Source organism: Saccharothrix coeruleofusca (assembly GCF_017876325.1).
Lineage (GTDB): Bacteria > Actinomycetota > Actinomycetes > Mycobacteriales > Pseudonocardiaceae > Actinosynnema > Actinosynnema coeruleofuscum.
This window is the reverse complement of sequence record NZ_JAGINV010000001.1, coordinates 2,830,707-2,855,968: the sequence shown is the minus strand read 5'-3', so window position 1 is coordinate 2,855,968 and position 25,262 is coordinate 2,830,707. Positions and strand designations below refer to the sequence as shown.

The window sequence follows — 25,262 nt, the reverse complement described above, 5'->3', positions numbered from 1 at the left end:
ACCCTCACCGTCCCGGTGGACCGGGCGCGGCCAAGGGGACCGAGGGTGGACCTGGCCGTCGCCCGGCGCGAGGCGACCGACCCCGCGCGCCGCATCGGCGTGCTGGTGGTCGTCGGCTTCGACCCGCGCGGAGTGGGCGACAGCAGCCCGATCTACTGCGACACCGAGGCCGTCGGGCTGCCGCACCCCCCGGCCGACCGGACGCGCGGGAGGAGTTCGACCTGCTCGCCGCCTACAACCGCGGTCTGGCCGAGGACTGCCGCGCGCACCGGACCGGTGTTCGGCCGGGTCGACGCGCAGAGCGCCGTGCGCGACATGGACGACCTCCCGAGGCGCTCGGCGAGGAGAAGATCAGCTACTACGGCATGTCCCACGGCACGCTCTACCGCCAGGAGTACGCCGACCGGCTCGGCGAGCTTCTCTGCACCAAGCAAGAGGACACGCCGGGCTGATCGGTTCGGGTGCTTGAGGAGTTGGCCGTCTCGCCGTCACACCTCGCGGTGTGGCGGTGCCGCCAGACGATCGCACAACGTCCTTGATGCCGATGAGCGGCAGGTGTGGCCGGAGGGCGCTCCGCCTCTGCGTCGGTAGCCACGCAACCGCTGAATACCCGGCGGCGCGGTTCCGGAAGACGCGGCTCCGTGGCGTCAGCATGATCGTCACACCATGCACGTCTCGCGGTCGAGCGCACCTCCGTGGCCCAACCGCCTGTCACCGTGCTCCCCGCCGGATGTCAAGAACCGGTCGACCGCTCCGACCTGTCCGTGACAACCGGCCCGGCCGGTGGGCGGACCACCGGTGAACTTGGAAGGACCGCCATGAACGACATGGCCCCGACGAGGGCGGGGCGGCGGGAATGGATCGCGCTCGCCGTGCTCGCTCTGCCGACGCTGCTGGTCTCCATCGACGTGTACGTCCTGCTCCTCGCGCTTCCCGACCTGACAGCGGACCTGGGCGCGAGCAGCATCGAGCAACTGTGGATCACCGACATGTACGGGTTCCTGCTCGCCGGGTTCGTGATCACGATGGGCACCCTCGGCGACCGGATCGGCCGGAGGAAGTTGCTGCTGATCGGGGCTGCGGTGTTCGGCGTCGCCTCCGTCGCCGCCGCGTACTCGACCAGCCCGGCGATGCTGATCGTGGCCCGTGCCGTGCTGGGTGTGGCCGGTGCGATCCTGGCGCCGTCGACGATCTCGCTGATCCGCACGCTGTTCCGGGACCCCAAGCAGATGGGGCTGGCGATCGGGCTCTGGGGGATGTGCTTCTCGGTCGGCGCGGTGATCGGCCCGGTGGTGGGTGGTGCGATGCTGTCGGGGTTCTGGTGGGGTTCGGTTTTCCTGCTCGGCGTGCCGGCGATGGTGCTGCTGCTCGCGGTGGGTCCGGTCCTGCTGCCCGAGTACCGCGACCCGAACCACGGGCCGCTGGATTTGACCAGCGTGGCGCTGTCCCTGGCCGCCGTGGTGCCTGCCATCTACGGCCTCAAGGAGTCGGCCAAGAACGGCTGGCAGGCGCTGCCGGTCGCCGGCATCGCGATCGGGTTCGCCTTCGCCGTCCTCTTCGTCCGCAGGCAGCAGCGGCTGGAGCACCCACTGCTCGACCTACGGCTGTTCGCTGATCGGTCCTTCAGCACGGCGCTGGGTGCCATGATGTCCGGCACGCTGCTGATGGGCGCGATCATGCTGTTCATCACCCAGGACCTGCAGTTGGTCGAGGGTCTCTCGCCGTTCGAGGCCGGCTTGTGGATGATGCCCGCGGTCGCGGTGAACGCGCTGTCGTTGACCGTGTCGCCGATCCTTGCCCGCCGGTTCCGACCGGCGTATCTGATCGGTGCCGGATTGGTGATCTCGGTGTCCGGTCTGATCGTGCTCACCCAAACCGACACGACCTCCGGTCCCACCACCCTCGCCACCGGATTCGCGCTGATCTTCCTGGGCTCAGGCCCGCTCGTGACGCTGAGCGTCCACCTGATCATGGCCTGCGCGCCGCCGGAGAAGGCCGGCTCCGCCGCCGCGCTGAACGAGACGAGCGGCCAGTTCGGCTTCTCGTTCGGGCTCGCCGCGCTCGGCAGCATCGGTGCCGCCGTCTACGACAGCCGGTTCACCCCACCGAGTGACGTTCCCGCGCACGCCGCCGATGCCGCGCGGGAGAGCCTCGCCGACGCGGTGGTCGCCGCCCGCGACCTGTCCGAGGACCAGGCCGGGGCGCTGCTCGCGCCGGCGCGGGAGGCGTTCGTCAGCGGGCTGCATCTGGTCGGCGCGATCAGCGCCGCGGTCCTCGCGGTCGTCGCCGTGCTGATCGTTCGCCTGCTGCGCGGCATTCCCCCGACCGGCGCGTCACCGGCCGGCGAGTCGCCCACACCGGGCACCCCACGCGGCGCGGACAGCGAGGACGGGAGAGGCGTCCCGGCCAACTGATCGGGATCTGCACGACGGCACACCCATCAGGAGGTCGGGTCCGTCTCTGTGAGCCGGTCGGCCCTGGTGCGGAGGTAGCGCTGCTCGGGCAGGCTGGTGGTGAGACGGGACGCGAGCAGGTAGTCCTCCCGCGCGGCCGCCGTGTCTCCGGCGAGTTCCAGCAGATGAGCCCGTGTGGCCGTGAGCCGGTGGTGACGAGCCATCCGATCGTCGGCCGCCAGCGCCGACAACATGGCCAGGCCGGCGTCCGGACCGTCGGTCATGGCCACCGCGATCGCGTGGTTGAGCGTGGCCATGGGACTCGGCGCGATCCGGCACAGCACCTGGTAGAGGAACCTGATCTGCGGCCAGTCGGTGTCCGCGGCACGGGGCGCCTGCACGTGGAGGGACGCGATCGCCGCTTGCAACTGGTACGGGCCGAGCGGCGATCGCAGCATCGCATCGGTGACCAGCCGAGCGCCTTCCTGGACCATGTCGCTGTCCCAGCGGGTCCTGTCCTGCTCGGCCAGCGGGATCAGACCGCCCTCGGCGTCGGTGCGGGCCGCGCGGCGGGCATCGGTCAGCAACATCAGCGCGAGCAGGCCTGCGACCTCGCCGTCGTCGGGCAGCGAACGGTGGATGGCGCGGGTGAGCCTGACGGCCTCGGTGGCCAGGTCCGTTCGTTGCAGGTCAGGGCCGGAGCTCGCGGTGTAGCCCTCGTTGAAGATCAAGTACAGCACGTGCAGGACGGCGCCCAGCCGCTCCACGTACGCCGGCCCCTCGGGCGTGCTCAACGCCGTGCCGGCGGCCCGGATCCGTTGCTTGGCACGGCTGATCCGCGGACCCATGGTGGCCTCGGGCACCAGGAAGGCGCCGGCGACCTCGGCCGTGGTCAGACCACCGACGGCGCGCAGCGTGAGGGCGACCTGCGAGGCCGGGGTCAGCGCGGGGTGGCAGCACATGAACAGCAGCGTCAGGGTGTCGTCGTGGTCGCGCGGAACCCGCTCGTCGGGGCCGGGGGCGACGAGCGCGTCCGGGAGTTCCCGGCTCGCGCTGGATGTTTCCCGGTCGCGGCGGGCCCGTTCGCTGCGGATCTGGTCGATGACCCTGCGGGACGCGACCGTGACCAACCAGGCGCGTGCGTTGTCCGGCACGCCGTCGACCGGCCACTGGATCGTCGCCGCCAGCATGGCTTCCTGGAGCGCGTCCTCGCAGGAGTCGAAGTCGTGGTACCTGCGCAGGAGTGCGCCGAGGACCTGCGGTGCCAGCCCCCGCAACAGGCGACCGAGGTCCTCGGCGCTCATCTCACATCTCCATCCCGGCGGCCAGCATCACCGGCCGCACCTCGACCGCGTCGTAGTGCGCGGCCAGGATCGTCGCCGCCAATCCCACAGCGCGATCGCGGTCCTCGCAATCGACCAGGTAACAGGCGGCAAGTCGAACAGGCGAGTCGAGGTGGGGCCCGTCGGCCACGGTGGTCCGGCCTTCGCGGGCACGTACCAGCACACCGGTCGACGAGTCCGCGAGCACCCCGCCGCCGATCAGTTCACCCGACTCCCGCGCCGCCGCCACGAAGTCCGCGTGATCCACCACGGCATCCCGCTCGGCCTCCGACCGCGCCACCGTGACCGCGGACGCGGCATATGCGTTCAACAGGAACTTCATCCCTGCGGCACCGCTCACACGTCCGACGCCGCTTCTGCCCCCGCCGCGAAAACCACCGGGCGGACCTCGACGCCGAGTCCCTCCACCTTGGCGTCCGGGATCATCCCGGCCAGTTCGAGAGCGCGGTCCCGGCTCGCGCATTCGACGAGGTAGTAACCACCGAGAAACTCCTTGGCCTCCAGGTACGGTCCGTCGCTCACCGTGGGGACACCTCCGCGGACCCGAACTACGGCGCTGTCGTCGGGGCCGGCCAGCGCGGTCGTGCCGAGCAGCTCACCGGATTCGCGGATCGTCTCGATGAACCCACCGTGGCCCCGCATCACCTCGTTGCGCTCATCCTCGGTGAGGGCCTCCCAGATCTGCGGGTTCACGTGCATGATCAACAGGAACTTCATGTCTTCTCCTCGACAGCCGGCGCGCCCTGGTGACGTCGCTCGTCCAGTGGTCGTCGCCGAGCAGCCGATCTTGACATCGCCTGGGGGCCATGACGCGGGATCAGCCGCCTCTCCGACCGCACGCGGACAAACCGAGTGGACTTGCCCCGCTTCGACCGCCGAGTCTCGTCGACGTCCGCGCACGCCGCGTGAACGTACGCTGCTGCTTCTGAGGACGCTTCGCCGGCTTGCCTGCAGCTCGCTCCCAGCGAGATTCAGCCGCTCTTCGCCGATCTACCGCTGGAACAAATGCGGCATCGGCGCGGTCCACTTCCGATCGTGCCCGTCGTAGCGGGGGACCAGCGGGATCGGGTCGTGCGCGGTCTGGCGCAGCACGATCGTGGCGATCACATGGAACAGCTCCGCCGGCATGGGGATGACGCGCTCCCGGTCGGTCTTCGAGGGGGCGATCACCAGCAGGGCGATCACCTCGCCGTTGGGCCGCTCGTACTGGCGGATGCCGGTGTGCGCCAACTCCACGAGTTCCTCGGCCCGGACGCCTGTGGGACGCAGGACCTCGACACAGGCCCATTCCCAGCGGGAACTGCGGATCGTCGCGATAGCGCTGATCGGCGCGAGCGCCCATCCGCTGGTAGGAGCGACCGCCGTGGCGAACACCCCGTCCAGCGGCGCGGAGCGCGGCCACCAGCAGCTCCCGCAAGCCCGTGTAGCGCTCCTCGACGTGCGCGACGAGCGTCGACAGCAGCGGCTGGCGCTGGCGAACCCGGTCGGCCATCCGCTCCTTGATCCCGCGTCGCCGCCTGCCGAAGCCCCGTACGCACGCACCGGAAGCAGCAGGCCGGTGCCTCCGCCAACCCGAGGGCTGCCGCCCTTGCGTACGCGCACGGTCTCACGCCACTGGTCGTAGACCTCCGACGCGATGTCGAAGTCCCGCTGGCCGGGCGCGATCTTCTCGATCCCGCTCCGGAACGACCCCGCGATGGCCCTGGCCAGCCCCTCGCGGGTGACGTAGTCGATGTCGCCCTGGCGACGCACGATGTAGTCGATGATCAGCTGCCGGACATCAGGATCGCGGACGCCGTGGAAGTCGACCAGCTCCTCCGGTGAACGCCGCCCCTTGTGGATGTGGGTACGCAGCGTCGGCGGCGTCCCTGGTGGGAAGTGGCCCATGCCGCGCAGGATGTCCCAGGCCATCAGCCCGGCGAAGCGGTTGGAGTCCGTCCGGGCACCGACGACGAGGTTCAACCTGCGGTACTGGTGCCGCTGCGCCGCGCGAGCGGTCCGCCTCCTCGAAGAACTTGTCCAGCTGCGTGGATCAGCGGTTGCACAGGCGGTCGTACCAGGCACCCCGCGTCGACCAGGCGGGACCGAGCTTGGTGGTGCCGGGGTTGACGCACCGCTCGCTGTCGAGCCCGGCGACGACATCGATCTTGATCCAGATCTTGCTGCCGTCCGACGTGCAGTGGTTGTACCAGGCCGAGCCCTCGGATTCCGAGTAGCCGCACGGCTTGTCAGCGGCCATCGCGGCGTTCGCGATCGAACCGGTCCCCACGAACATGAACGCGACCGCTGCCGTGGCAGCTGCCAGGCGGACGACACCTGCGCGAGTGTTCCGAATCATCGACTTCTCCCCCAAGAGGCATTACCTCAACACCACACCACTTCATGCGGGTCGGGCACCACCATCTCCACCCGGTCAGGTGACGGCGCGCGGACACCCGCCTCCGACGAGCAGATCCTGGTTGCGCCACACCGGAAGCACGACCTAAGAGGACATCAGTCCGACGCGCCACGCCCAGGAGGCGATCTCCACGCGGTTGCGCGCGCCGAGCTTGCCCTGCGCCGACGCCAGGTGGGTCTTCACCGTCGACAGCGACAGGAACAGCGCGGCCGCGATCTCCTGGTTGGTCAGCCCCCGCGCGACCTCCCGCACCACGTCCCGCTCGCGCGGCGTCAGCAGCTCCGCCCCCGGTTCGTCCAGCGGCCGGGCGAAGTGGCGCAGCATCCGCACGGTGACCTGCGGCGAGATCAGCGCGTTGCCCGCAGCCGCGGCGCGCACGGCTTCCACCAGCAGCGCCGGGCCCGCGTCCTTGAGCAGGAAGCCGCTGGCCCCGTGCCCCAGCGCCGCGTGCACGTACTCGTCGAGGTCGAAGGTGGTCACCACGACCACCTTCAGCGGGTCGGCCACGCCGGGACCCGCCAGCAGGCGGGTGACCTCCAGGCCGTCCAGCTCGGGCATCCGGACGTCCAGCAGGCACACGTCGGGCCGCAGCTCGCGGGCCCTGGCCACGGCCGCAGCCCCGTCGGCCACGTCCGCGACCACCTCGATGTCGGGCTGGTTGTCCAGGATCATCCGGAAGCCGACCCGGACCATCTCCTGGTCGTCGGCGACCAGCACCCTGATCGTCACCGGCCGCTCCCTTCCAGCGGCAGCTCCGCGAACACCCGCCAGCCCCGGTCGTCGGGGCCCGCGGCGAACCGGCCGCCGAGCAGCTCCACTCGCTCCCGCATCCCGAGCAGACCGTAGCCCGCGTCCCCGGTGGCCGGGGCACCGCGCCCGTCGTCGGCGACCACCAGCCGCAGGACCCCCGCGAACGCGGACAGCCGCACCTCGACCTCGGTCGGCGAGTCGGCGTGCCGCCGGGCGTTGGCCAGCGACTCCTGGACCAGTCGCAGCACCGAGCGGCCCACCTCGGGCGGCACGTCCTGCTCCAGCTCCACGCACGTGCGCACCGGCAACCCGTCCTGCCCGGCCCGCTTGGCCGCGGCCAGCACGTCCGCGCGCAGGTCGACGGTCGCTTCCGCGGCCGCGTCGTCGCCTTGGCGCAGCGTGCCCACCAGCCGCCGCATCGCCGACAGGGCGTCCGAGCCGCTGCCGACGATGCCCGGCAGCAGCCGGTGGGCCGCGGTCGGGTCGTTCCCGGCCACCTCCAGGGCGGCCTGGGCCTGCACCACCATCCCGGACACGTGGTGGGCGACCACGTCGTGCAGCTCGCGGGCCAGCGAGATCCGCTCCTCCCGGCGCACCCTCGACTCCGCGCCGATGATGGCCAGGTTCCGCTCCGCGTCCCGACCCCGCAGGTACAGCCCCACCACGACGGTGAGCGCGAACAGCAGGACGGTCGCCAGCGCGTCGGACGAGTCGCCGATGACGCGGACGAGCACGGGGTCGCGCACCACCGCGCCGACCGCCGCCGCCACGCAGAGCGCGGTCACCGACAGCGCCGCCTGCCTGGCAGGCGCCTGCCGCACCGCCAGCGTCACCAGCACCGCGCACGCCGCGGTCTCGGCCGGGGTCAGCGGGCTGACCACGGCAGGCAGCACGGCGTTGAGCCAGCGGTCCGCGGTGGACGCGACCAGCAGCCACCCGGCGGCCAGCAGCGACGCGCGCACCGGGGTCCGGACGGCCAGCACCGCCAGCCCGATCACCGGCCACGTCAGCAGCCACGCGGCCAGCTCCCGGTGGGCGCCGAACCGGAACCCCGGCAGCATCTCCAAGACCAGCAGCACCGCGAGGCAAAACCCGACGAGTACCGGGACACGTCGCTCGTTGAGGGGAAGTCCGTCCACGTGGGGCACCGTACGGAGGCGCGCGGCGGGCCACCTCGGCCGGCGGGTCGCACTCGCCTCGGTCATCCGGCCGATGCGGACGTGGTCATGCGCGCAAACCTCAGTGCGGCAGGACGAACCCGCCACGTCTGCAAGTACCACCGGGTCCTCCTGAACGGGCCGCTAGCCGCCACCTGACCAGCGCGGGTAGCGGTTACGCGCGCGAGGACACCGGTCGGGTGGTACTTGCAGGCGTGCCGCAAGAGGTGCGGACGGCGAGGGTGGGCCACAGGGCCACCCGGTGCACCGGCCGGTCCAGCGGGTCGGTGATCCGCGCCAGCGCGAGTTGCGCGGCCAGCGCGCCGAGGCGGTGCTTCTGCGGCCTCACCGCCGTCAGCGGGGGATCGGAGGCGGCGGCCACCTCGTCGTCGTAGGAGACCACCGCGAGGTCGCCGGGCACCTCCACACCGCGCTGCCGCGCCAGGTCCAGCACCCCGATCGCCTCCCGGTCGGCGTGCACCAGCAGCGCCCGCACGCCGCTGCCCGCGCACTGGTCCAGCACCTCCTCGCACGCCGCGGCCCACCCCGGCGACCCGTACGGCGGGACCTCCACCACGGGGGCGCCCTGCGCGGACATCCCCAGCGACGCCAGCGCGGCGGCCCACCCCGCGCGGATCGCGGCGCTGTGCGGGCTGTGCCGGGAGGCCACCAGGCCCACCCGCCGGTGGCCCAGCGCCGCCAGGTGCCGCACGGCCAGCCCGGCGCCCAGCGAGTGGTCGGTCACCGCCGCGTCCAGCGCCACGGTGGGCAGTTCCGGCGGCGGCACCCGCTCGACGAGCACCACCGGCACGTCCAGTCCGTCCAACCAGCGCAGCAGTTCCGCCCCGGCCCGGCCGCTGGTGCTGGGCGCGACGAGCAGCGCCCGCACGCCCCGGTCCAGCAGTTCGGCCACCTGTCTGCGGTCCTCGGCCGGGTCGTAGCACGACGTGCGCAGCACCAGCCGCCCGCCCGCCGCCGCGACCGCGGTCTGCGCGCCCTGGATGATCGCGGGCCAGTAGTACTCCACCGACGGGGCCACCATGCCCATCAGGGCGTGCGGGGCGGTGGGACCGACCAGCGCGTGCGGTTCGTGGGAGGGGTGTTGCCCGTGGCGGGGCAGCGTGATCCCGCCGTGCACCCGCACCACCAGGCCCCGGTCGGCCAGCGCGGTCACGTCCCGCCGAACGGTCACCGGGGTGACGCCCAGCCGCGCCACCAGCTCCGCCAGCCGCACCGCGCCCTGTTCGCGGACCGCGGTGAGGATCAGCTCGTAGCGCTGCGCCGCCAGCCTCATCGCACCCGCCTCACCCGGACGGCGCACGCGCAACCCATCACCGGCATATCAGTTCCGATCGACTTTGATCGTTCCTGTTCGTTTCGTTGACCTTGACTATGCCACGCGCTGGAGTGATGTCCACCACTCCGGCGGGAGGACGGCGATGGCGCTGCGTTCTCGGCGTGCGGTCCTGCGCGCCTCACTGGCACTGGGGTCGCTCACTCTCGCGGGCTGCTCCTCCTCGGCGGCCCCGCCGGGCGCGACCCGCGTCCGCGTCTGGTCGTGGCTGACCGGCATGGACCGCTACGTGACCGCGTTCAACGCCTCGCGACGCGACGTCTTCGTGGAGCTGAGCGTGATCGCCGCCGGTCTGTCGGGCGGCTACGCCCAGCAGACCAACGCCATCCGCGGCCACAACGCGCCGGACGTCCTGCACGTGGAGTACCAGGGCCTGCCGCAGATCCTGCTCACCGGCGGCCTGCGCGAGCTGACCGACGACGTGGCCGACCTGGCCGACGGCTACTCCCCGGCGGCCTGGCGCGGCGTGCGCCCGGACGGGCGCACCTGGGCGGTGCCGATGGACCTGGCGCCCATGGTCTTCTACCACCGCGAGGACCTGTTCGACGCGCACGGCATCGCGGTGCCGCGCACCTGGGCGGAGTTCGGCTCGGCCGCGCGGGCGGTCCGCGAGGTGGACCCGGCCGCCCGCATCACCACCTTCCCGCTCAACGACGGGTCGTTCTTCGCCGGGATGTGCTGGCAGGCGGGCGATCCGTGGTGGAGCGTCGACGGCGACGCCTGGCGGGTGGACATCGCAGGCGCGGGCACCCTGCGCACGGCGGCCCACTGGCAGGACATGATCGCAGGCGACCTGGTGGCCGGGCTGGTCCACGGCTCGCAGGACTGGATCGCCGCGATGCACGAGGGCAGGCTGTGGGGCCTGCTGGGCGCGTCGTGGAGCGTCGGCACGCTCAACCGGTCCATCCCGCAGGACGCCGGGCGCTGGGCCGTCACCACCATGCCCACCTGGGACGGCGCACCCGCCAACGGCATCCAGGGCGGCACCGCGTTCGGCGTCTCCGCGGAGAGCCGGGTGCCGGGGGCCGCTGTGGAGTTCCTGCGCTGGCTGAGCACCGACCCCGAGGTGCCGCGCATCGGCTCCGCGTTCACCACGCCGTTCCCGGCCCACCTGCCGAGCAGGCAGGTCGCCCGCGACGCCTACCGGGGCGGCTACTTCCTCGGCGACCCGGTCTACGACGTGCTCGACGAGGCCGCGCGCCGGGTGCCGGACTGGACGTGGGGGCCGAACGCGCTGCGCGTGTTCTCCACCGCCGCCGACCGCTTCGGCCCGGTGCGCACCGGCCGCGTCACCCTGCCCGACGCGGTGCGGCGCCTGCAGGACGACGCCGTGGCCGACCTCAGGGCCAGGGGCCTGTCGGTGCGCGAGGGGAGTCGGGCATGAGCGTGCCGGTCCCGCGCGGACCCGCCGTCGCGACACCGCCCGCCGCGCGGGTGCCGCGACGTCGTGAGCGCGGGGTGGCCGGACTGCTGCTGGCCGGGCCGTTCGCGCTGCTGCTGGCGGGCACCGTGCTGGCCCCGGTGCTGTACGCGCTGTACCTGAGCCTGTTCACCGAACGCCTGGCGGGGCTGGGCTTCGACGGCCCGCGACAGGTCTTCACCGCCATGGGCAACTACGCCGCCGTGCTCGGCGACCGGGCGTTCCACGACAGCCTGGGCAACGTCGCGCTGTTCGCCTTGGTGCACATCCCGGTCATGCTAGGCGCGGCGCTGCTGCTGGCCCTGCTGCTGGACTCCGCGGTGGTGCGGCTGCGGCAGCTGTGGTCGCTGGCGGTGTTCCTGCCGCACGTGGTGCCGGTGGTGATCGGCGGGCTGGTGTGGGCCTACCTCTACAGCCCCGGCATCGGCCCGCTGGCGGCGGTGCTGCCCTTCGACCCGCTCAGCGACGTCGGCGTCCTGCCGTCGGTGGTCAACATGGCCACCTGGCAGTGGACCGGCTACAACATGGTCGTCTTCTACACCGCGTTGCAGGCGGTGCCGCGCGAGGTGGTGGAGGCCGCGCGCGCCGACGGAGCCGGGCCGGTCCGCGTCGCCCTGTCGGTCAAGGTGCCGATGGTGCGGCCCACCGCCTTCGTGGCACTGGTGTTCACCGTGATCGGCTCGCTGCAGCTGTTCACCGAACCGCTGGTGCTGCGCGGTTTCACCGGCTCGGTGACCAGCACCTGGACCCCGAGCCTCTACGTGTACGAGGCGGCGTTCATCGCGGGCGACCACGGCCGTGCCGCCGCCGCGTCGGTGCTGCTGGCGGTGGTCTGCGCCGCGCTCTCGGCGCTGGTGATGCGCCTGTCCGCGAGGAGGTCGGGGTGATCCGGTCGCGCTGGACGTCGGTCCCGGCGGTGCACCTGGTGCTGCTGCTGGCCGCGCTCTACAGCCTGCTGCCGCTGGTGTGGCTGGCCACCTCGGCCACCAAGTCGCTCGGCGAGTTCTCCACCACCAGCCCGTTCGAGCTCGGCCAGTGGCACCTGGGTGCCAACCTGGCGGCGCTGTTCGCCCAGGAGGGCGGGATCTTCCTGGTCTGGGTGGGCAACTCCGCGTTCTACGCGGGCGGCGGCGCGGTGCTCGGCGCGCTGATCTGCGCCGCCTGCGGCTACGCCATCGCCAAGACCAGCTTCCCCGGCAGGCGGCTGCTGTTCGCGCTCACCCTCGCGGGCGTGCTGGTGCCCACCACGGCGCTGGCGCTGCCGCTGTACCTGCTGGCCTCCCAGCTGCGCGTGGTGGACACCGCGCTGGCGGTGTTCCTGCCGCTGCTGACCAACCCGTTCGGCGTCTACCTGGCCAGGGTCTACGCCGAGGCCGCAGTGCCCGACGAGGTGCTGGAGGCCGCGCGCGTCGACGGAGCGGGCGAGCTGCGGACCTTCTTCGCCGTGGCGCTGCCGATGATGCGGCCCGGCGTGGTGACCGTGCTGCTGTTCCAGTTCGTCGGGATCTGGAACAACTTCTTCCTGCCGCTGGTCCTGCTGACCGACCCGGAGCTGTTCCCGCTCAGCCTGGGGCTGTTCCAGTGGAGCACCCGCCAGTCGCAGTTCCCGCAGTACACGCCGCTGGTGGTGACCGGATCGCTGCTGGCGGTGCTGCCGCTGGTGGTGGCGTTCCTGGTGCTGCGGCGGCAGTGGCGAGCCGGGCTGGCGGCGGGGAGCGCGCGGTGAGGCGCCCGGAGGCGCTGCTGGTGATGAGCCGGGAGACGATGCGCGTGCAGTTCGGCGCGGCCGAGCTGGCGCGGCTGCGGGAACTGGCCGGGGTGGGCGACCCGCTGGTGACCGACGAGCTGCGGTCGCCGGAGGTGCGCTCCCGCCTGGCCGAGGTGGAGGTGCTGCTGACCTCGTGGGGCTGTCCGCCGCTGGACGAGGCGGTGCTGCGCGCCGCACCCCGGCTGCGGGCGGTCCTGCACGCGGCGGGCAGCGTGCGCGGTCACGTCGGCGACGCGGTGTTCGACCGAGGGCTGCGGGTCACCACCGCGGCGGGTGTCAACGCCGAACCCGTCGCCCAGTACACGGTCGCGGCGGTGCTGTGGGCGTTGAAGAAGGTGCCCTTCCTGGCCGCCGACGCGCGCGCCCACCGCGAGGACTGGAGCTATCGGGAGCGCCGGGGCGAGCTGTCGGCCAGGGACCGGACGGTGGTGCTGGTCGGCTTCTCCCGCGTTGGCCGCCGGGTGGTGGACCTGTTGCGCCGCTTGGACTTCCCGCGCCTGCTGGTGGTGGACCCGGTGGCCGACCCGGCGGCGGTGCGCGCGGCGGGCGCGGTGCCGGTGGCGCTGGCGGAGGCGCTGCCGCAGGCGGACGTGCTGAGCCTGCACGCGCCCGCGCTGCCGCGGACCCGGCACCTGATCGGGGCCGCCGAGCTGGCCGCGCTGCCGCCGGGGGCGACGCTGGTCAACACCGCGCGGGGGGTGCTGGTGGACACCGCGGCGCTGGAGCGGGCCTGCGCGGTGGACGGGCTGCACGCCGTGCTCGACGTCACCGACCCGGAGCCGCTGCCCGCCTCCTCCCCGCTGTACGACCTGCCGAACGTGCTGATCAGCCCGCACGTCGCGGGGTCGCTGGGGTCGGAGACGCGGCGGATGAGCGCGGCGGCGCTGGACGAGCTGGAGCGCTACGGGGCCGGGCTGCCCCCGCTGGCCCCGGTGACCAGGCGGGCGCTGGCGGTGGAGGCGTGATCCCGCCGGAGGACCGGGCGCGGTCGCCGTTCACCGGGTGGACCCGCGCGCACTGGGCGGCGCTCGCCGACCGGGTGCTGGCCGCGCTGGACCCGCACTGGTCGCCCGGCCGCGCCCGGATCGACCTGCCGGGCCCGGCCAGCCGCAGCGGCCGGGAGTCCGACGGGCTGGAGGGCTTCGCGCGCACCTTCCTGCTCGCCGGGTTCCGGGTCGCGGGGCGGGGCGGTGATCCGGGCGGCCTGCTGGAGCGCTACGCGCGCGGCCTCGCCACCGGCACCGACTCCGCCTCGCCCGAGGCGTGGCCCCGCCCCGACCGGCTGGGGCAGGCCAAGGTCGAGGCGGCCTCGATCGCGCTGGTGCTGCAGCTGACCCGGCCCTGGTTGTGGGACCGGCTCGACGACGCCGTGCGGGAGCGCGTGGTGGCCTGGCTGGCCACCGTCGTCGGGCAGCCCTACCCGCCCATCAACTGGGTGTGGTTCCGCGTGGTCGTGGAGTCGTTCCTGCGCGAGGTGGGCGGCCCGTGGTCGGCCGACGACATCGCCGAGGACCTGGCGGTGCACGCCTCGCTGCGCCGCCCCGGCGGGTGGCTCAGCGACGGCCATGAGCGGGCCTACGACCACTACACCGGCTGGGCCCTGCACCTGTACCCGCTGCTGTGGACGCACCTGTTCGACGTGACCGGCACGCTGTGCCCGGTGCAGGTCCGCGACCAGTGGACCGCCGACCTGGCCGCCTACCTCGACGACGCGGTGCGCCTGGTCGGCGCGGACGGCTCGCCGCTGTTCCAGGGCCGCAGCCTGACCTACCGGTTCGCCGCGGCGGCGCCGTTCTGGGTCGGGGCGCTGACCGGCGTGGGCGCTCCGGGGCTGCTGCGCCGCGCGGCCAGCGGGGTGCTGCGGCACTTCGCCGACCGCGCCGCGCCGGACCGGGACGGCCTGCTCACGCTGGGCTGGCACGGCGCGTGGCCCGCGCTGCGGCAGTCCTACTCCGGGCCGGGGTCGCCGTACTGGGCGGCCAAGGGGATGCTCGGCCTGGCGCTGCCCGCCGACCACCCCGCGTGGACCGACGTGGAGCTGCCGCTGCCGGTGGAGACCGGCGACGTCGCCCGCGTGGTGGCCGCGCCGGGATGGCTGCTCTCGGCCCGGCGCGACGACGGCATCGCGCTGGTGCTCAACCACGGCACCGACCACGCGCTGCCCGGCGACACCCGCTCCGACGCGCCGCTGTACGCGCGGCTGGGCTACTCGACCGCCACCGCGCCGCTGCCCGAGCCGGTGGACAACGCCGTGGTGCTGCTGGACGCCGCGGGCCGCCCGAGCCACCGGGCCGGGTTCACCACCCTGTTCGTCCGCGAACTGCCCGGCGGCGTGCTCGCCGGAGCCTCGACCGGGCCGACGCGCTGGGTGGACACCAGCGCCGACGACTCGCCGGACCACGGCTCGGGCCGCACCGGACCGGTGACGCCGGGACCGCGGATGACCGTGGCCTCGCTCGTCCGCGACGGGCTGGAGGTCCGACTGGCCATGGTCCACGAGGCGGACGGGCGCCGCCTGCGCCTGGGCGGCTGGCCGATCTCCGCCGACACCGAACCGGCCACCGCCGCGGAACGGCACGCGGAGGTCCGCGGCGTCGACCTGCGCTCGCGCGTGACCCCGCTGCGCGGCTTCACCGGAGCCGGTGTCGACCTCCGGCGCGACGCCACCGCGTTGGGCGCGGTCACCGCGACCCCGTGGCTGTCCGCCGTGAACACCGGCGGTGTGCTCGCCGCCGCGGTGCTGCTCGACCGCCGCACCACCGAGCCCGTTCTCCCCGCCCTGGCCGTCGAGCGGGCCCACGACGGCCACCGCGTCACCGTCGCCTGGCACGACGGGCCCACCACCCGGATCACCCTGCCGGACCGCCCCGGCGACTCGTGAACAGGAGGAGCTCATGGTCACCCGCAGGACCCTGCTGACCGCCGCCGGAGCCGCCGTCGCGGGCGCAGCCCTCGGCCCCGGCGCGGCACGCGCGGACGCCACCATCGTCATCGACCCGGCCGCCGACTACGGCGCCTGGGAGGGCTGGGGCACGTCGCTGGCCTGGTGGGCCAACGTCTTCGGCGACCGGGACGACTTCGCCGACCTGTTCTTCACCACCGGCACCGTCACCTACAACGGCACCGCGCTGCCCGGCCTCGGCCTGAACATCGCCCGCTACAACCTCGGCGCGTGCGGCTGGAACAGCGTCGGCGGTGAGCGGATGGTCGCCTCGCCCAACATCCCGCGCTTCAAGCAGATCGAGGGCTTCTGGCAGGACTGGAACAACGCCGACCCGGCGTCCTCGGCGTGGAACTGGGACGCCGACGCCAACCAGCGCGCCGCCCTGGTCAAGGCGACCCGCCGGGGCGCGGTCAGCGAGCTGTTCGCCAACTCGCCGATGTGGTGGATGTGCCTGAACCACAACCCCTCCGGCGCGGCCGACGGCGGCAACAACCTCCAGCCGTGGAACTACCGCCAGCACGCCGCCCACCTCGCCGCCACCGCCCGCCAGGCCGAGGACCGCTGGGGCGTGTCGTTCGCGACCGTGGACCCGTTCAACGAGCCCTCCTCGGACTGGTGGCGCGCCGACGGCAAGCAGGAGGGCTGCCACGTCGACGCGGGTATCCAGCGCACGATCATCGCCCACCTGCGCGCCGAACTGGACCAGCGCGGCTTGTCCAACATCGTGGTCTCGGCGTCCGACGAGACCGGCTACGACCTCGCCCGCACCACATGGAACAGCTTCGACGCGCAGACCAGGGCGCTGGTGGGGCAGGTCAACGTGCACGGCTACCAGGGCTCCGGCGGTCGTCGCGACCTGCTGCACAGCGAGGTCCGGGCGGCGGGCAAGAAGCTGTGGAACTCCGAGACCGGAGACAGCGACGGCACCGGCCTGACCACCGCGCGCAACCTGTGCCTGGACTTCCGCTGGCTGCGCCCCACCGCGTGGTGCTACTGGCAGGTGATGGACCCCAGCGCGGGCTGGGCGGCGATCCACTACGACCCGACCACGCTGCGGGCGGGCGCGGTGCAGACCAAGTACTACGTGCTGGCGCAGTTCACCCGCCACATCCGGCCGGGGATGCGCGTGCTGCCCACCGGCGTCGACAACGCGGTCGCCGCCTACGACCCCGCCGGGCGACGCCTGGTGATCGTCGCGGTCAACACCGGCGCGGCGCAGGCGCTGACCTTCGACCTGTCCCGCTTCGGCCAGGTGACCGGGGGAGCGGACGGACAGGTGCCGCGCTGGGCGACGTTGACCTCGGGCGCGGGGGACCGGTACACCCGATACCTGGACACCCGCGTGGACGGCAAGTCGGTCCGGGTGCCCTTCGCCGCGGGTTCGGTGCAGACGCTCCAAGTCGACGGGGTGGTGGAGTGACACGAACGAATGAAACGTTTCAGGCACCGCGGTTGGCCCTCCGGGAGGTCTCCAAGACCTTCGGGTCGGTCCAGGCGCTGCGCGGTGTCTCGCTGTCGCTGCACGCGGGGGAGGTGCACGCGCTGGCAGGCGAGAACGGCGCGGGCAAGTCCACCGCGGTGCGGATCATCGGCGGCGAGCACCGCCCCGACAGCGGCGAAGTGCTGCTGGAGGGCCGTCCGGTGCGCTTCGCGTCGCCGCGCGAAGCGCACCGCCACGGTGTCGCGGTGATCCACCAGGAACCCGCCTGCTTCCCGGACCTGTCGGTGGCCGAGAACGTGTTCATGGGCGCGCTGCCGCTGCGGGCGGGCCGCCGGGTGGACCGGCGCGAGACCCACCGCCGCACCGCGGAGGTGTTCCGGCGGCTGGGCGTGCGCGTCGACCCGGCCCGGCCGGTGCGCGGGCTGTCCGTGGCCGACCGGCAGCTCATCGAGGTCGCCAAGGCGCTGGTCGCCGACGCGCGGGTGATCGTGATGGACGAGCCGACCGCTGCGCTGTCGCCGGTGGAGGTGCGACGGCTGTTCGAAGTGGCTCGTGGTCTGGTCGCGCGGGGTGCGGCGCTGCTGTTCATCTCGCACCGCCTGGACGAGGTCTACCAGTTGTGCGACCGGGTCACCGTGCTGCGCGACGGCGCCCCGGTCACCACCGGGACCGTCCCCGAACTCGACGCCGACGCGCTGGTCCGCGCCATGGTCGGCCGCCCGGTCGAGCAGCTGTTCCCGCGCCGCGACACCGAGCCGGGCGCGGATGCCCTGGTGGTGCGCGGGCTGACCAGGGCGGGGGCGTTCGAGGACATCTCCTTCGCGGTGCGCCGGGGCGAGGTGGTCGGACTGGCGGGCCTGGTCGGGTCCGGCCGCTCGGAGGTGGCGCGGGCGATCTTCGGCGTGGACGGCCGCGACCACGGCCGCGTGCTGCTGCACGGACACGAACTGCCCGCAGGCGACCCGCGCGCGGCCATTCGCGGCGGCCTGGCGCTGGTCCCGGAGGACCGCCGCGAACAGGGGCTGGTGCCGGAGCTGCCCATCGAGCGCAACGCGGCACTGGCCCGGCTGCGCCAGGTCTCGCCGCTGGGCCTGACCCGGCGCTCGCGCGAGCGGGCACTGGCCGCCCGGTGGGCGCGGCGGCTGGGCATCAAGCAGCGGCGGCTGTCCGACCCGGCCGCCACGCTCTCCGGCGGCAACCAGCAGAAGGTCGTGCTGGGCAAGTGGCTGGCCACCGAGCCGACGGTGCTCATAGTCGACGAGCCAACCCGCGGCATCGACATCGGCGCGAAGGTCGAGGTGCACGCGCTGCTGTCGGACCTGGCCGCGCGCGGCATGGCCGTGCTGCTGATCTCCTCCGAGCTGCCCGAGGTGCTCGGCATGGCCGACCGCGTGCTGGTGATGCGGGAAGGGCGGATCACCGCCGAGCTGTCCGGGGAGTCGGCCACCGAGGAGGCCGTGATGCGCGCGGCTGTGCTGGATTGACCCGGCTCTGCCGGGTCGGGCTCGGCCGCCTGGAAGTCGGTCCATCGGCACGCGTTTCGTGCCGATCGAAGGGCGTGATCGGCACGAAAGGCATCCCGACAGACCGACGCGGCTGTGTTGGATGGCCGCTGCTTCGCAGACGGCGGCTCGGCCGCCCGGAAGTCGGTCCATCGGGACGCGTTTCGGAAAAAATCGAAGAGCGTGATTTTTTCCGAAAGGCATCCCGACAGACCGACGCGGCCTCGCGTGGTGGTTGGGAAAGGACGGCATTGCGCGGAGTGGGTGGTGGTGGGAGGTGGTTCGGTGTGAGGTTGGGGCGGGAGAGCGGCGTCGCGCTGGTGCTGGTGGTCGTGGTCGGGGTGACGGCGGCGGTGAACCCGGCGTTCGTCAGTGGCCGTGGGGTGCATGATCTGCTGCTCAACGCCTCGATCGTCGCGCTGCTGGCGATCGGGCAGGCGCCGCTGGTGATCACCCGCAACATCGACCTGTCGGTCGGCTCGGTGCTGGGGCTGGCGGCGTTCCTGTCCGGCCAGCTGTTCCTGGCCGACCGGGACACGCCGGTGGTGCTCGTGGTGCTGGCGGGTGCGGCGCTGGGCGCGGCGTGCGGGGCGCTCAACGGCGCGCTGGTGGCCGTGGCGAAGGTGCCCGCGCTGGTGGTCACCCTCGGCACGCTGTACGTCTTCCGCGGCGTCGACTACGGCTGGGCCAGCGCCTCCGGCGTGCACCAGGTCAACGCCGACCGGATGTCCCCGCGGTTCCTGGCCTTCGGCAGCGGCTCGGTGCTGGGCGTGCCCAACCTCGCGCTGATCGCGCTGGTCGCGCTGCTGGTCGTCGGGTTCGCCCTGCGCGACTCCCGATCCGGTCGCGAGCTGTACGCCATCGGCTCCAACCCCGACGCCGCGCGGCTGGCGGGCATCCCGGCGGGCAGGCGGGTCTTCGGCGCGTTCGTGCTCTCCGGGACGCTGGCGGGTTTGGCCGGCGTGCTGCACGCCGCGTACTTCGGCACGGTCAACGCCTCCGTGGGCACGGGGCGTGAGCTGGCCGTGGTGGCCGCGGTGGTGGTCGGCGGCGTGGCGATCTTCGGCGGCAGCGGCACCGTGCTGGGTGCGGCGCTGGGTGCGCTGCTGCTGACCACGGTGACCGGTGCGCTGCCGGTGCTGGGCGTGCCCGCCTTCTGGCAGCGGGCGGTGGACGGGGCGGCGCTGCTGGTGGCGATCTCGCTGGACCGCGCAGTGCTGCTGCGCGTGGTCGAACGCCTGCGAACGGGGAGAGGAGCGCGCCGTGGATGACAAGCCGCTGCGCTGGGAGGCGGTCCTGCTGGTGCTGTGCGCGGCGGTGTTCGTCGCGGGAGCCGCGACCACGCCCGGTTTCACCGACGCCGACAACATCGGCTTCCTGCTGCTGGACCACACCGCGGTGGCGCTGCTGGCGCTGGCGCTGCTGCCGGTCGTGCTGGTCGGCGAGATCGACCTGTCGGTGGCCTCGACGCTGGGCCTGTGCTCGGCGCTGACCGGCGTGCTGTGGGACGCCGGTGTGCCGTTCGAGACGATCGGACCGGTGGTGCTGCTGGCGGGCGCGCTGCTCGGCGCGGTCAACGCCGTCCTGGTGGTGGGGCTGGGCCTGCCCTCGCTGGCGGTCACCATCGGCACCCTGGGCCTGTACCGGGGACTGGCCTACGTGGTGCTCGGCGACGGCGCGGTGACCGGGTTCCCGGAGAACTACCGGCCGATCGCCACCGACGCGGTCCCCGGCACCTTCCTGCCCTTCTCCGCGCTGCTGGTGCTGGTCGTCGGCGCGGCGATCGCGGTGGTCGTGCACGCCACGCCGGTCGGGCGCGCCCTGTACGCGATCGGGCTGGGGGAGCAGGCCGCGCGCTTCTCCGGCATCCGCGTGCGGCGGATCAAGTTCGCCCTGTTCGTCGCCTCCGGGCTGCTGTGCGCGGTGGCCTCGCTGGTCTACACCCTGCGCTACAACACCGCCCGCGCCGACAACGCGAGCGGGCTGGAGCTGGTCGCGGTCACCGCGGTGCTGCTGGGCGGCGTGTCGATCTTCGGCGGGCGCGGCACGGTGCTGGGCGTCGCGGGCGCCCTGCTGCTCACCGCTGGCCTGCGCAACGTGCTGCTGCTCAACGACGTGACCAACGAGGTCCAGAACGTCGTCAACGGACTGCTGCTGATCGTGTCGGTGCTGGTCCCGGTGGCGGCAGGCGCGCTGCGCGCCCGCCGCCGCACCGCCCCGGCCGCTGTTCCCGCACCCGTTCCAGAGGAGGCTCGACGATGACCCATCCCCGAACGCCGAACCGCGCCGCGGCGGCCACCCTGGCCGCGCTGCTGCTCCTGGCCGGGTGCGGCAGCACCACCAAGGGGTCCGCGCCCACCGCCGACGCGGGTGCGGGCACCGCGAAGGCCGATCCGAACGCGCCGATCAAGGAGGGGCTCAAGGTCGCCTTCCTGCCCAAGGAGATCGACAACCCCTACGAGGCGCTCATGGACCGCGGCGGCATCACCGCGGTCGGGGAGCTCAAGGGCGAGGGCAAGGAGGTCGGCCCGTCCGACGCCTCGGCGTCCTCGCAGGTCTCCTACATCACCACGCTGGTCCAGCAGCGCCAGGACGCCATCGTCATCGCGGCCAACGACCCCGACGCGGTCGCGCCCGCCCTCAGGGAGGCCATGGCCGAGGGCGTCGCGGTGGTCACCGTCGACTCCGACGCCGCCCACGACGCCCGCCGGGTGTTCGTCAACCAGGCCGACTCCGAGGAGATCGGCCGCTCGCAGATCCGGATGATCTCCCAGCAGATCGGCGGCCGGGGCAAGATCGCGGTCCTGTCGGCCACGCCCAACGCCACCAACCAGAACACGTGGATCGAGTTCATGCGCGATGAGCTCGACAAACCCGAGCACGCGGGCATCGAACTGGTCAAGGTCGCCTACGGGGACGACGACGACCAGAAGTCCTTCCAGGAGACTCAGGCGCTGCTGCAGTCCACTCCGGACCTGAAGGGCATCGTCGCGCCCACCACCGTGGGCATCTCCGCCGCGGCCCGCTACCTGTCGACCTCGCCGCAGAAGGGGAAGGTCGCGCTGACCGGTCTGGGCACGCCCAACCAGATGCGGCAGTTCGTCAAGGACGGCACGGTCACCGCCTTCGCCCTGTGGGACCCCGAGGAGCTGGGTTACCTCGCCGGGTACGCCGCCGCCGCACTGGCCTCGGGGCGGATCACCGGGGCCCAGGGCGAGGTCTTCGAAGCGGGGTCGCTGGGCGAGCGCACCATCGGCGAGCACGGCGAGGTCATCCTCGGTCCGCCCACCACCTTCGACGCCGCCAACATCGACGACTACGACTTCTAGCTTGAGTTTTAACCTGTTCGGCGGGGGGCGTGGGTGCTCGACTTGGTCTTCTTGCCGCGTGTGGGTTTCTGCTTGTTTGTGCTGGTGACGGTGTGGACGTCGTGGCGTGCCGCGGGCTGATGGTTGGGCAGTCCTGTGGGGCGTCCCGGGCCGGGGCGAGAGGGTTTCGGGACACAGGCCGGACAGGCCAGTTGTGGACGCAGGTTCCGAAAACCCCGGCGGATCCGTGACGGGCTCAGCCGCTGGGTCGGCCGGGGTTTCTCCCAGGGACGACGCGGGTCGGTGGCAAGTTCGCGGGCGAGGCGGAGCTGGGTGCAGGTGAGGCCGGTGCGGGAGTGCCAGAGCCACACGGGTTTCGGAATCGCGCCCGATGGCAGACGCTCGACCTGCAGCCGGATCACGGTGCCTTCCAGGATCGGCAGCTCCTCGTCATGGGCGGCCCAGGCGATGCGGTGGGTCAACCGTGGGTGACACCAACCGCCCGCCCGCCGCCTGCGGGATCGACACCGCGCTCAACGCGGTCCGCAACCGCGCGAGGTCGATCCCGCCGCGAGCGAGCGCGGCATACCCGCTGCCATGCCCTCGCCGATGCTCGCCCACCAGGGACGACTCCGCGATCGAGCGTACCGGCCCATCGGCACACAACACCGCATCGGCGAGCTCGAACAACGCATCCGCACGCCGGGGCAGGCACCCGTAGAACTCACGCCGGAATCCGGACAACTCCCCGTCGACACGCCTGCCATCGGCGTGAGGCACACTGATCACCGCAGCCCTCTGGTCGATCTTCCAATTGTCGCAAGAAGGAATGATCGACCAAGGGCTGCACGCATGATCAACCAGGGGCAAGCAGACACCACCCGAAGGTTAAAACTCAAGCTAGTGACGTCGATCCGCGTCGAAGCAAGCGGCATTGCATCATCGCCGGTGCGTTCGTCGTGGTCGTCAACATCATCGCGTTCATCTTCAGCGATCAGGCTTCGCGGGCCACGGTGCTCGCCGGTGCATTGCTGGGCGGCTTCCTGGTGGACGCCGTCGTCGATTGGGCGAAGTACCGTCGCACCAAGGGATAGGACCCGAGGGTTGCAAGATCAAAGACGCCGGGGTTTGCGACCCGTCCAGTGTGGTGATCGATCCCAGGGCCGTGCCCGCCGGTTGGACCACGATCTGTCGACCCTGCGGCTGACGAGGCCCACAAGCCCACCGTGGACGGTGTCGGGGTAGCCCATGACCTCGTGCCACACGATCGTCTGTGGTTGATCGGCGCTATACGTATGGCGGTTTGGAATTGGAGCTCTACGGAGCTTCGGTCAGGGCCGAAGCTCCGCGCCGCCCCGCGTGCGCGCTTGGTGGTCGGGGACGACCCCACCACAACCAGCTCGGTCAATGGAATCCCACCCGCAGCCATGCTGACGCTCGATCACCAGCAGACGCCAGTCGTCGCATCGGGCACGACCGCTCGGATCACGATCGCACCGTGTGGGTCGGTGGTGGCTCACGCCGGCATCGGTGTGAGCCACCACCGACCCGTGCGGTCCTACGCCGGCCGAATCGCCTTCAACCACAACCACACCCTCGATTTGTCACAACCCGAAGATCACCAGCCCGACAGTCGATAGCATTCACGTGCCCGTGGCGTTCGCCGAGAGGGAATGCGCACCCATGTCCGAAGCTCTCTCCCCGGCGAGAGATGACGTGGTCACACAGGGGGCGCGGCGCAGGTTCGTGGCCTCAACGGTGATCGACGCCGTCGGCAGCGGACTGTGGATGCCCTTCGCGCTGTTGTTCCTCGTGCACGGACGCGGTCTGGGGCTGGTCGAGTCCGGGGCGGCGCTGACCGTGGGTGGTTTCATCGGGTTGGCCTCGGTGCCGCTGGCCGGCACCGCCGCCGACCGAATCGGGTTCGTTCGCGTGCTCGTAGCGGGCAACGTCATCCGGTGCGCCTGCTTCCTGTGCTACCCCTTCGTGTCCAGCGCCTGGCAGGTGATAGTTCTTGCGGCGGTCATCAGCATCGGCGATCGGCTCTTCTGGACGGCCAACGCTCCGCTCGTCACCGCGCTGACCAGCGGTCGTGACGCCGAGAAGTTGATGGGAACCCAGACCATCGCCCGGTTCACCGGCGCAGGCATCGGTGCGGCCGCCGCGGCTGTGCTGCCTGCCATCGCCGGTGCCGCGATGTACAACCTGTTGGCGCTGGCCAACGCCGCCAGTTTCGCCCTCGCCGCCGTGCTGCTGTTCGGAGTCCCCGTGCCGGGTGCGCCGAGCGCTCCTCCCGAGCCGACTGCCAAGCCGGTGAAGGGCAGTTGGCTGCTGTTGCTCCGCAACCGGCCGTACGTGGCGTTCTGCGCCACGCACGTGCTCTACGCGCTGGCCAGCGTCAGCAAGTTCGCCGTTCTGCCGCTGGTGGTGTTCGACGTCCTGCGTGGCCCCCAGTGGCTGCCCGGTGCGGCGGTCGCGGTCAGCACAGTGATCATCGTCACTAGCCAACGACCGATCACCGCGTGGTTCGCCCGCTGCAACCGGAGCACGGGCATGGTGACGGCAAGCATCCTGTTCGCCGTCTCGTTCGCCACGCTGGCCACGCTGACCGCGCTACCGATGTCGTTGGCCACGGTAGCGATCCTCGCGTTCAGCGTGCTGGCATCCGGCGCCGAGGCGATCTTCGCGCCCATCACCACCGCGACCGCCGCTGCCGCGGCGCCGCCGCACATGGGCGGGCGAGCTAGCGGCCTGTTCCAGCTGTCCTGGGGTGTCGCCCAAGTGGCTGCCCCGGTGTTGCTGACGGGCCTGTTGAGCCAGGGGAACGTGGTCCTGTGGTCGACCCTGGGCATCCTGGCCGCCCTGACGATCCCGGCCGTTCTGCGGCTGCGCGCATCCCTTCCTCCCGGCACGCTCTCCTGAGGCGTCGCGTCCCCCGCGCACGCGCCCTTCGAAGAAGGAGGCGAGTTCCGAGTGCCGTGAGCTCACTTCCTCAACCGCCTCTGGTAACGGGAGATGCCGCAGGGCATTCCACCCCTTCCCATGCCGGCGCAGGCACCGCCCAACGCAGCCGCGCGGTGCAAGGAAATCATCCGTCACCGCTCTACCTGCCCCAAGCTTGAGTTCTAACCTTTGATGTCCGTTGTTGGGGTCTTGCCGGGCTCATGGTGTTGTGCCGGAAGCCGGTTTCGTGATCCCGCTGGGCGTCCGGGACCTGGGCGGCAGGGTTTCGGCGCGTTTGCGGGCAAGGCGATCATCGGTCGGATCGCACGAAACCCTCGACGGACCCGGGCCGGGGACAACCGGGTGGGTGTGGCCGGTGCGCGTTCCCAGGGACGGCGCCGATCCTCCATGAGAGACCGGCCGGACCGGAGCTGGGTGTAGACGGCGATCATCAGCCAGGTCCATCGATCCGCCGCCTGCGGGTCCCGGATGCGGGGTCGGGTCCAGTCCGGGGTCTGTCCGAAGACCCGGAACGTGTGTT

At 72.3% G+C, this 25,262-nt stretch carries 23 protein-coding genes; 13 read left to right on the top strand and 10 right to left on the bottom strand.

Annotation, left to right across the window (positions count from 1 at the left end; all coding sequences use genetic code 11):
* Positions 1-818: 818 nt before the first annotated feature.
* Positions 819-2,414, top strand: coding sequence for an MFS transporter (locus JOF41_RS13180; RefSeq protein ID WP_189223493.1), 1,596 nt, complete (start codon positions 819-821; stop codon positions 2,412-2,414).
* A 26-nt stretch (positions 2,415-2,440) separates the two neighbouring features.
* On the opposite strand, the gene JOF41_RS13175 is transcribed toward JOF41_RS13180, so the two are convergent.
* From JOF41_RS13175 to JOF41_RS13140, 8 genes are all read right to left on the bottom strand, one after another.
* A complete protein-coding gene (locus JOF41_RS13175) occupies positions 2,441-3,697 on the bottom strand; it encodes an RNA polymerase sigma factor (protein ID WP_209619077.1) in 1,257 nt (418 codons plus the stop codon).
* Between the two features lies 1 nt (position 3,698).
* Positions 3,699-4,058 carry a YciI family protein gene (locus tag JOF41_RS13170; protein ID WP_209619074.1) on the bottom strand — a complete coding sequence of 120 codons (360 nt, stop codon included), beginning with the start codon at positions 4,056-4,058 and terminating at the stop codon, positions 3,699-3,701.
* A gap of 14 nt (positions 4,059-4,072) precedes the next feature.
* Positions 4,073-4,453 (bottom strand): YciI family protein, encoded by a 381-nt coding sequence (locus JOF41_RS13165; protein WP_209619071.1) that lies wholly within the window; start codon positions 4,451-4,453, stop codon positions 4,073-4,075.
* A gap of 273 nt (positions 4,454-4,726) precedes the next feature.
* Positions 4,727-5,698: a site-specific integrase gene (locus tag JOF41_RS13160; protein WP_209619068.1), complete on the bottom strand. Its 972-nt coding sequence runs from the start codon at positions 5,696-5,698 to the stop codon at positions 4,727-4,729.
* Between the two features lie 70 nt (positions 5,699-5,768).
* Entirely contained in the window at positions 5,769-6,011 is a 243-nt protein-coding gene (locus tag JOF41_RS13155; RefSeq protein ID WP_189223498.1) for a DUF6355 family natural product biosynthesis protein, read from the bottom strand.
* Positions 6,012-6,218: 207 nt separating this feature from the next.
* The gene (locus JOF41_RS13150; protein WP_268248704.1) at positions 6,219-6,863 is read right to left on the bottom strand and encodes a response regulator; all 645 of its coding nucleotides are present in this window, start codon (positions 6,861-6,863) and stop codon (positions 6,219-6,221) included.
* Positions 6,860-8,023, bottom strand: a complete 1,164-nt coding sequence (locus JOF41_RS37760; RefSeq protein WP_209619065.1) for a sensor histidine kinase — start codon at positions 8,021-8,023, stop codon at positions 6,860-6,862. The genes JOF41_RS13150 and JOF41_RS37760 overlap by 4 nt, the downstream gene beginning before the upstream one ends.
* A gap of 193 nt (positions 8,024-8,216) precedes the next feature.
* Positions 8,217-9,335 (bottom strand): substrate-binding domain-containing protein, encoded by a 1,119-nt coding sequence (locus JOF41_RS13140; RefSeq protein WP_209619062.1) that lies wholly within the window; start codon positions 9,333-9,335, stop codon positions 8,217-8,219.
* A gap of 145 nt (positions 9,336-9,480) precedes the next feature.
* On the opposite strand from JOF41_RS13140, the gene JOF41_RS13135 reads away from it, so the two are divergent.
* From JOF41_RS13135 to rhaS, 10 genes are all read left to right on the top strand, one after another.
* Positions 9,481-10,779, top strand: coding sequence for an ABC transporter substrate-binding protein (locus JOF41_RS13135; RefSeq protein WP_209619059.1), 1,299 nt, complete (start codon positions 9,481-9,483; stop codon positions 10,777-10,779).
* Entirely contained in the window at positions 10,776-11,702 is a 927-nt protein-coding gene (locus JOF41_RS13130) for a carbohydrate ABC transporter permease (protein WP_209619056.1), read from the top strand. The genes JOF41_RS13135 and JOF41_RS13130 overlap by 4 nt, the downstream gene beginning before the upstream one ends.
* 29 nt (positions 11,703-11,731) lie before the next feature.
* On the top strand, positions 11,732-12,541 hold the full coding sequence (locus JOF41_RS13125) for a carbohydrate ABC transporter permease (RefSeq protein ID WP_209624171.1): 810 nt from the start codon (positions 11,732-11,734) through the stop codon (positions 12,539-12,541).
* Positions 12,538-13,548, top strand: coding sequence for a hydroxyacid dehydrogenase (locus JOF41_RS13120; RefSeq protein ID WP_229795564.1), 1,011 nt, complete (start codon positions 12,538-12,540; stop codon positions 13,546-13,548). Before JOF41_RS13125 ends, JOF41_RS13120 begins: the two co-directional genes overlap by 4 nt.
* Positions 13,545-15,464, top strand: a complete 1,920-nt coding sequence (locus tag JOF41_RS13115; protein WP_209619053.1) for a DUF2264 domain-containing protein — start codon at positions 13,545-13,547, stop codon at positions 15,462-15,464. The genes JOF41_RS13120 and JOF41_RS13115 overlap by 4 nt, the downstream gene beginning before the upstream one ends.
* Before the next feature lie 13 nt (positions 15,465-15,477).
* Positions 15,478-16,947 (top strand): glycoside hydrolase, encoded by a 1,470-nt coding sequence (locus tag JOF41_RS13110; RefSeq protein ID WP_209619050.1) that lies wholly within the window; start codon positions 15,478-15,480, stop codon positions 16,945-16,947.
* Positions 16,948-16,979: 32 nt separating this feature from the next.
* The gene (locus JOF41_RS13105) at positions 16,980-18,452 is read left to right on the top strand and encodes a sugar ABC transporter ATP-binding protein (protein ID WP_244989581.1); all 1,473 of its coding nucleotides are present in this window, start codon (positions 16,980-16,982) and stop codon (positions 18,450-18,452) included.
* A gap of 305 nt (positions 18,453-18,757) precedes the next feature.
* Positions 18,758-19,741 (top strand): ABC transporter permease, encoded by a 984-nt coding sequence (locus JOF41_RS13100; protein ID WP_189223506.1) that lies wholly within the window; start codon positions 18,758-18,760, stop codon positions 19,739-19,741.
* Positions 19,734-20,732, top strand: coding sequence for an ABC transporter permease (locus tag JOF41_RS13095; RefSeq protein WP_209619044.1), 999 nt, complete (start codon positions 19,734-19,736; stop codon positions 20,730-20,732). Before JOF41_RS13100 ends, JOF41_RS13095 begins: the two co-directional genes overlap by 8 nt.
* A complete protein-coding gene (rhaS, locus tag JOF41_RS13090) occupies positions 20,729-21,799 on the top strand; it encodes a rhamnose ABC transporter substrate-binding protein (protein WP_209619041.1) in 1,071 nt (356 codons plus the stop codon). Before JOF41_RS13095 ends, rhaS begins: the two co-directional genes overlap by 4 nt.
* Positions 21,800-21,807: 8 nt before the next feature.
* On the opposite strand, the gene JOF41_RS37005 is transcribed toward rhaS, so the two are convergent.
* A complete protein-coding gene (locus JOF41_RS37005) occupies positions 21,808-22,260 on the bottom strand; it encodes a hypothetical protein (protein ID WP_244989580.1) in 453 nt (150 codons plus the stop codon).
* Positions 22,229-22,648 (bottom strand): transposase, encoded by a 420-nt coding sequence (locus JOF41_RS37000; RefSeq protein WP_244989579.1) that lies wholly within the window; start codon positions 22,646-22,648, stop codon positions 22,229-22,231. The genes JOF41_RS37005 and JOF41_RS37000 overlap by 32 nt, the downstream gene beginning before the upstream one ends.
* A gap of 89 nt (positions 22,649-22,737) precedes the next feature.
* Between JOF41_RS37000 and JOF41_RS37755 the strand changes: the two genes are divergently transcribed.
* A complete protein-coding gene (locus JOF41_RS37755) occupies positions 22,738-22,872 on the top strand; it encodes a hypothetical protein (RefSeq protein WP_268248705.1) in 135 nt (44 codons plus the stop codon).
* Positions 22,873-23,431: 559 nt separating this feature from the next.
* Positions 23,432-24,700, top strand: a complete 1,269-nt coding sequence (locus JOF41_RS13080) for an MFS transporter (RefSeq protein ID WP_307867401.1) — start codon at positions 23,432-23,434, stop codon at positions 24,698-24,700.
* The last annotated feature ends 562 nt before the right edge of the window (positions 24,701-25,262 follow it).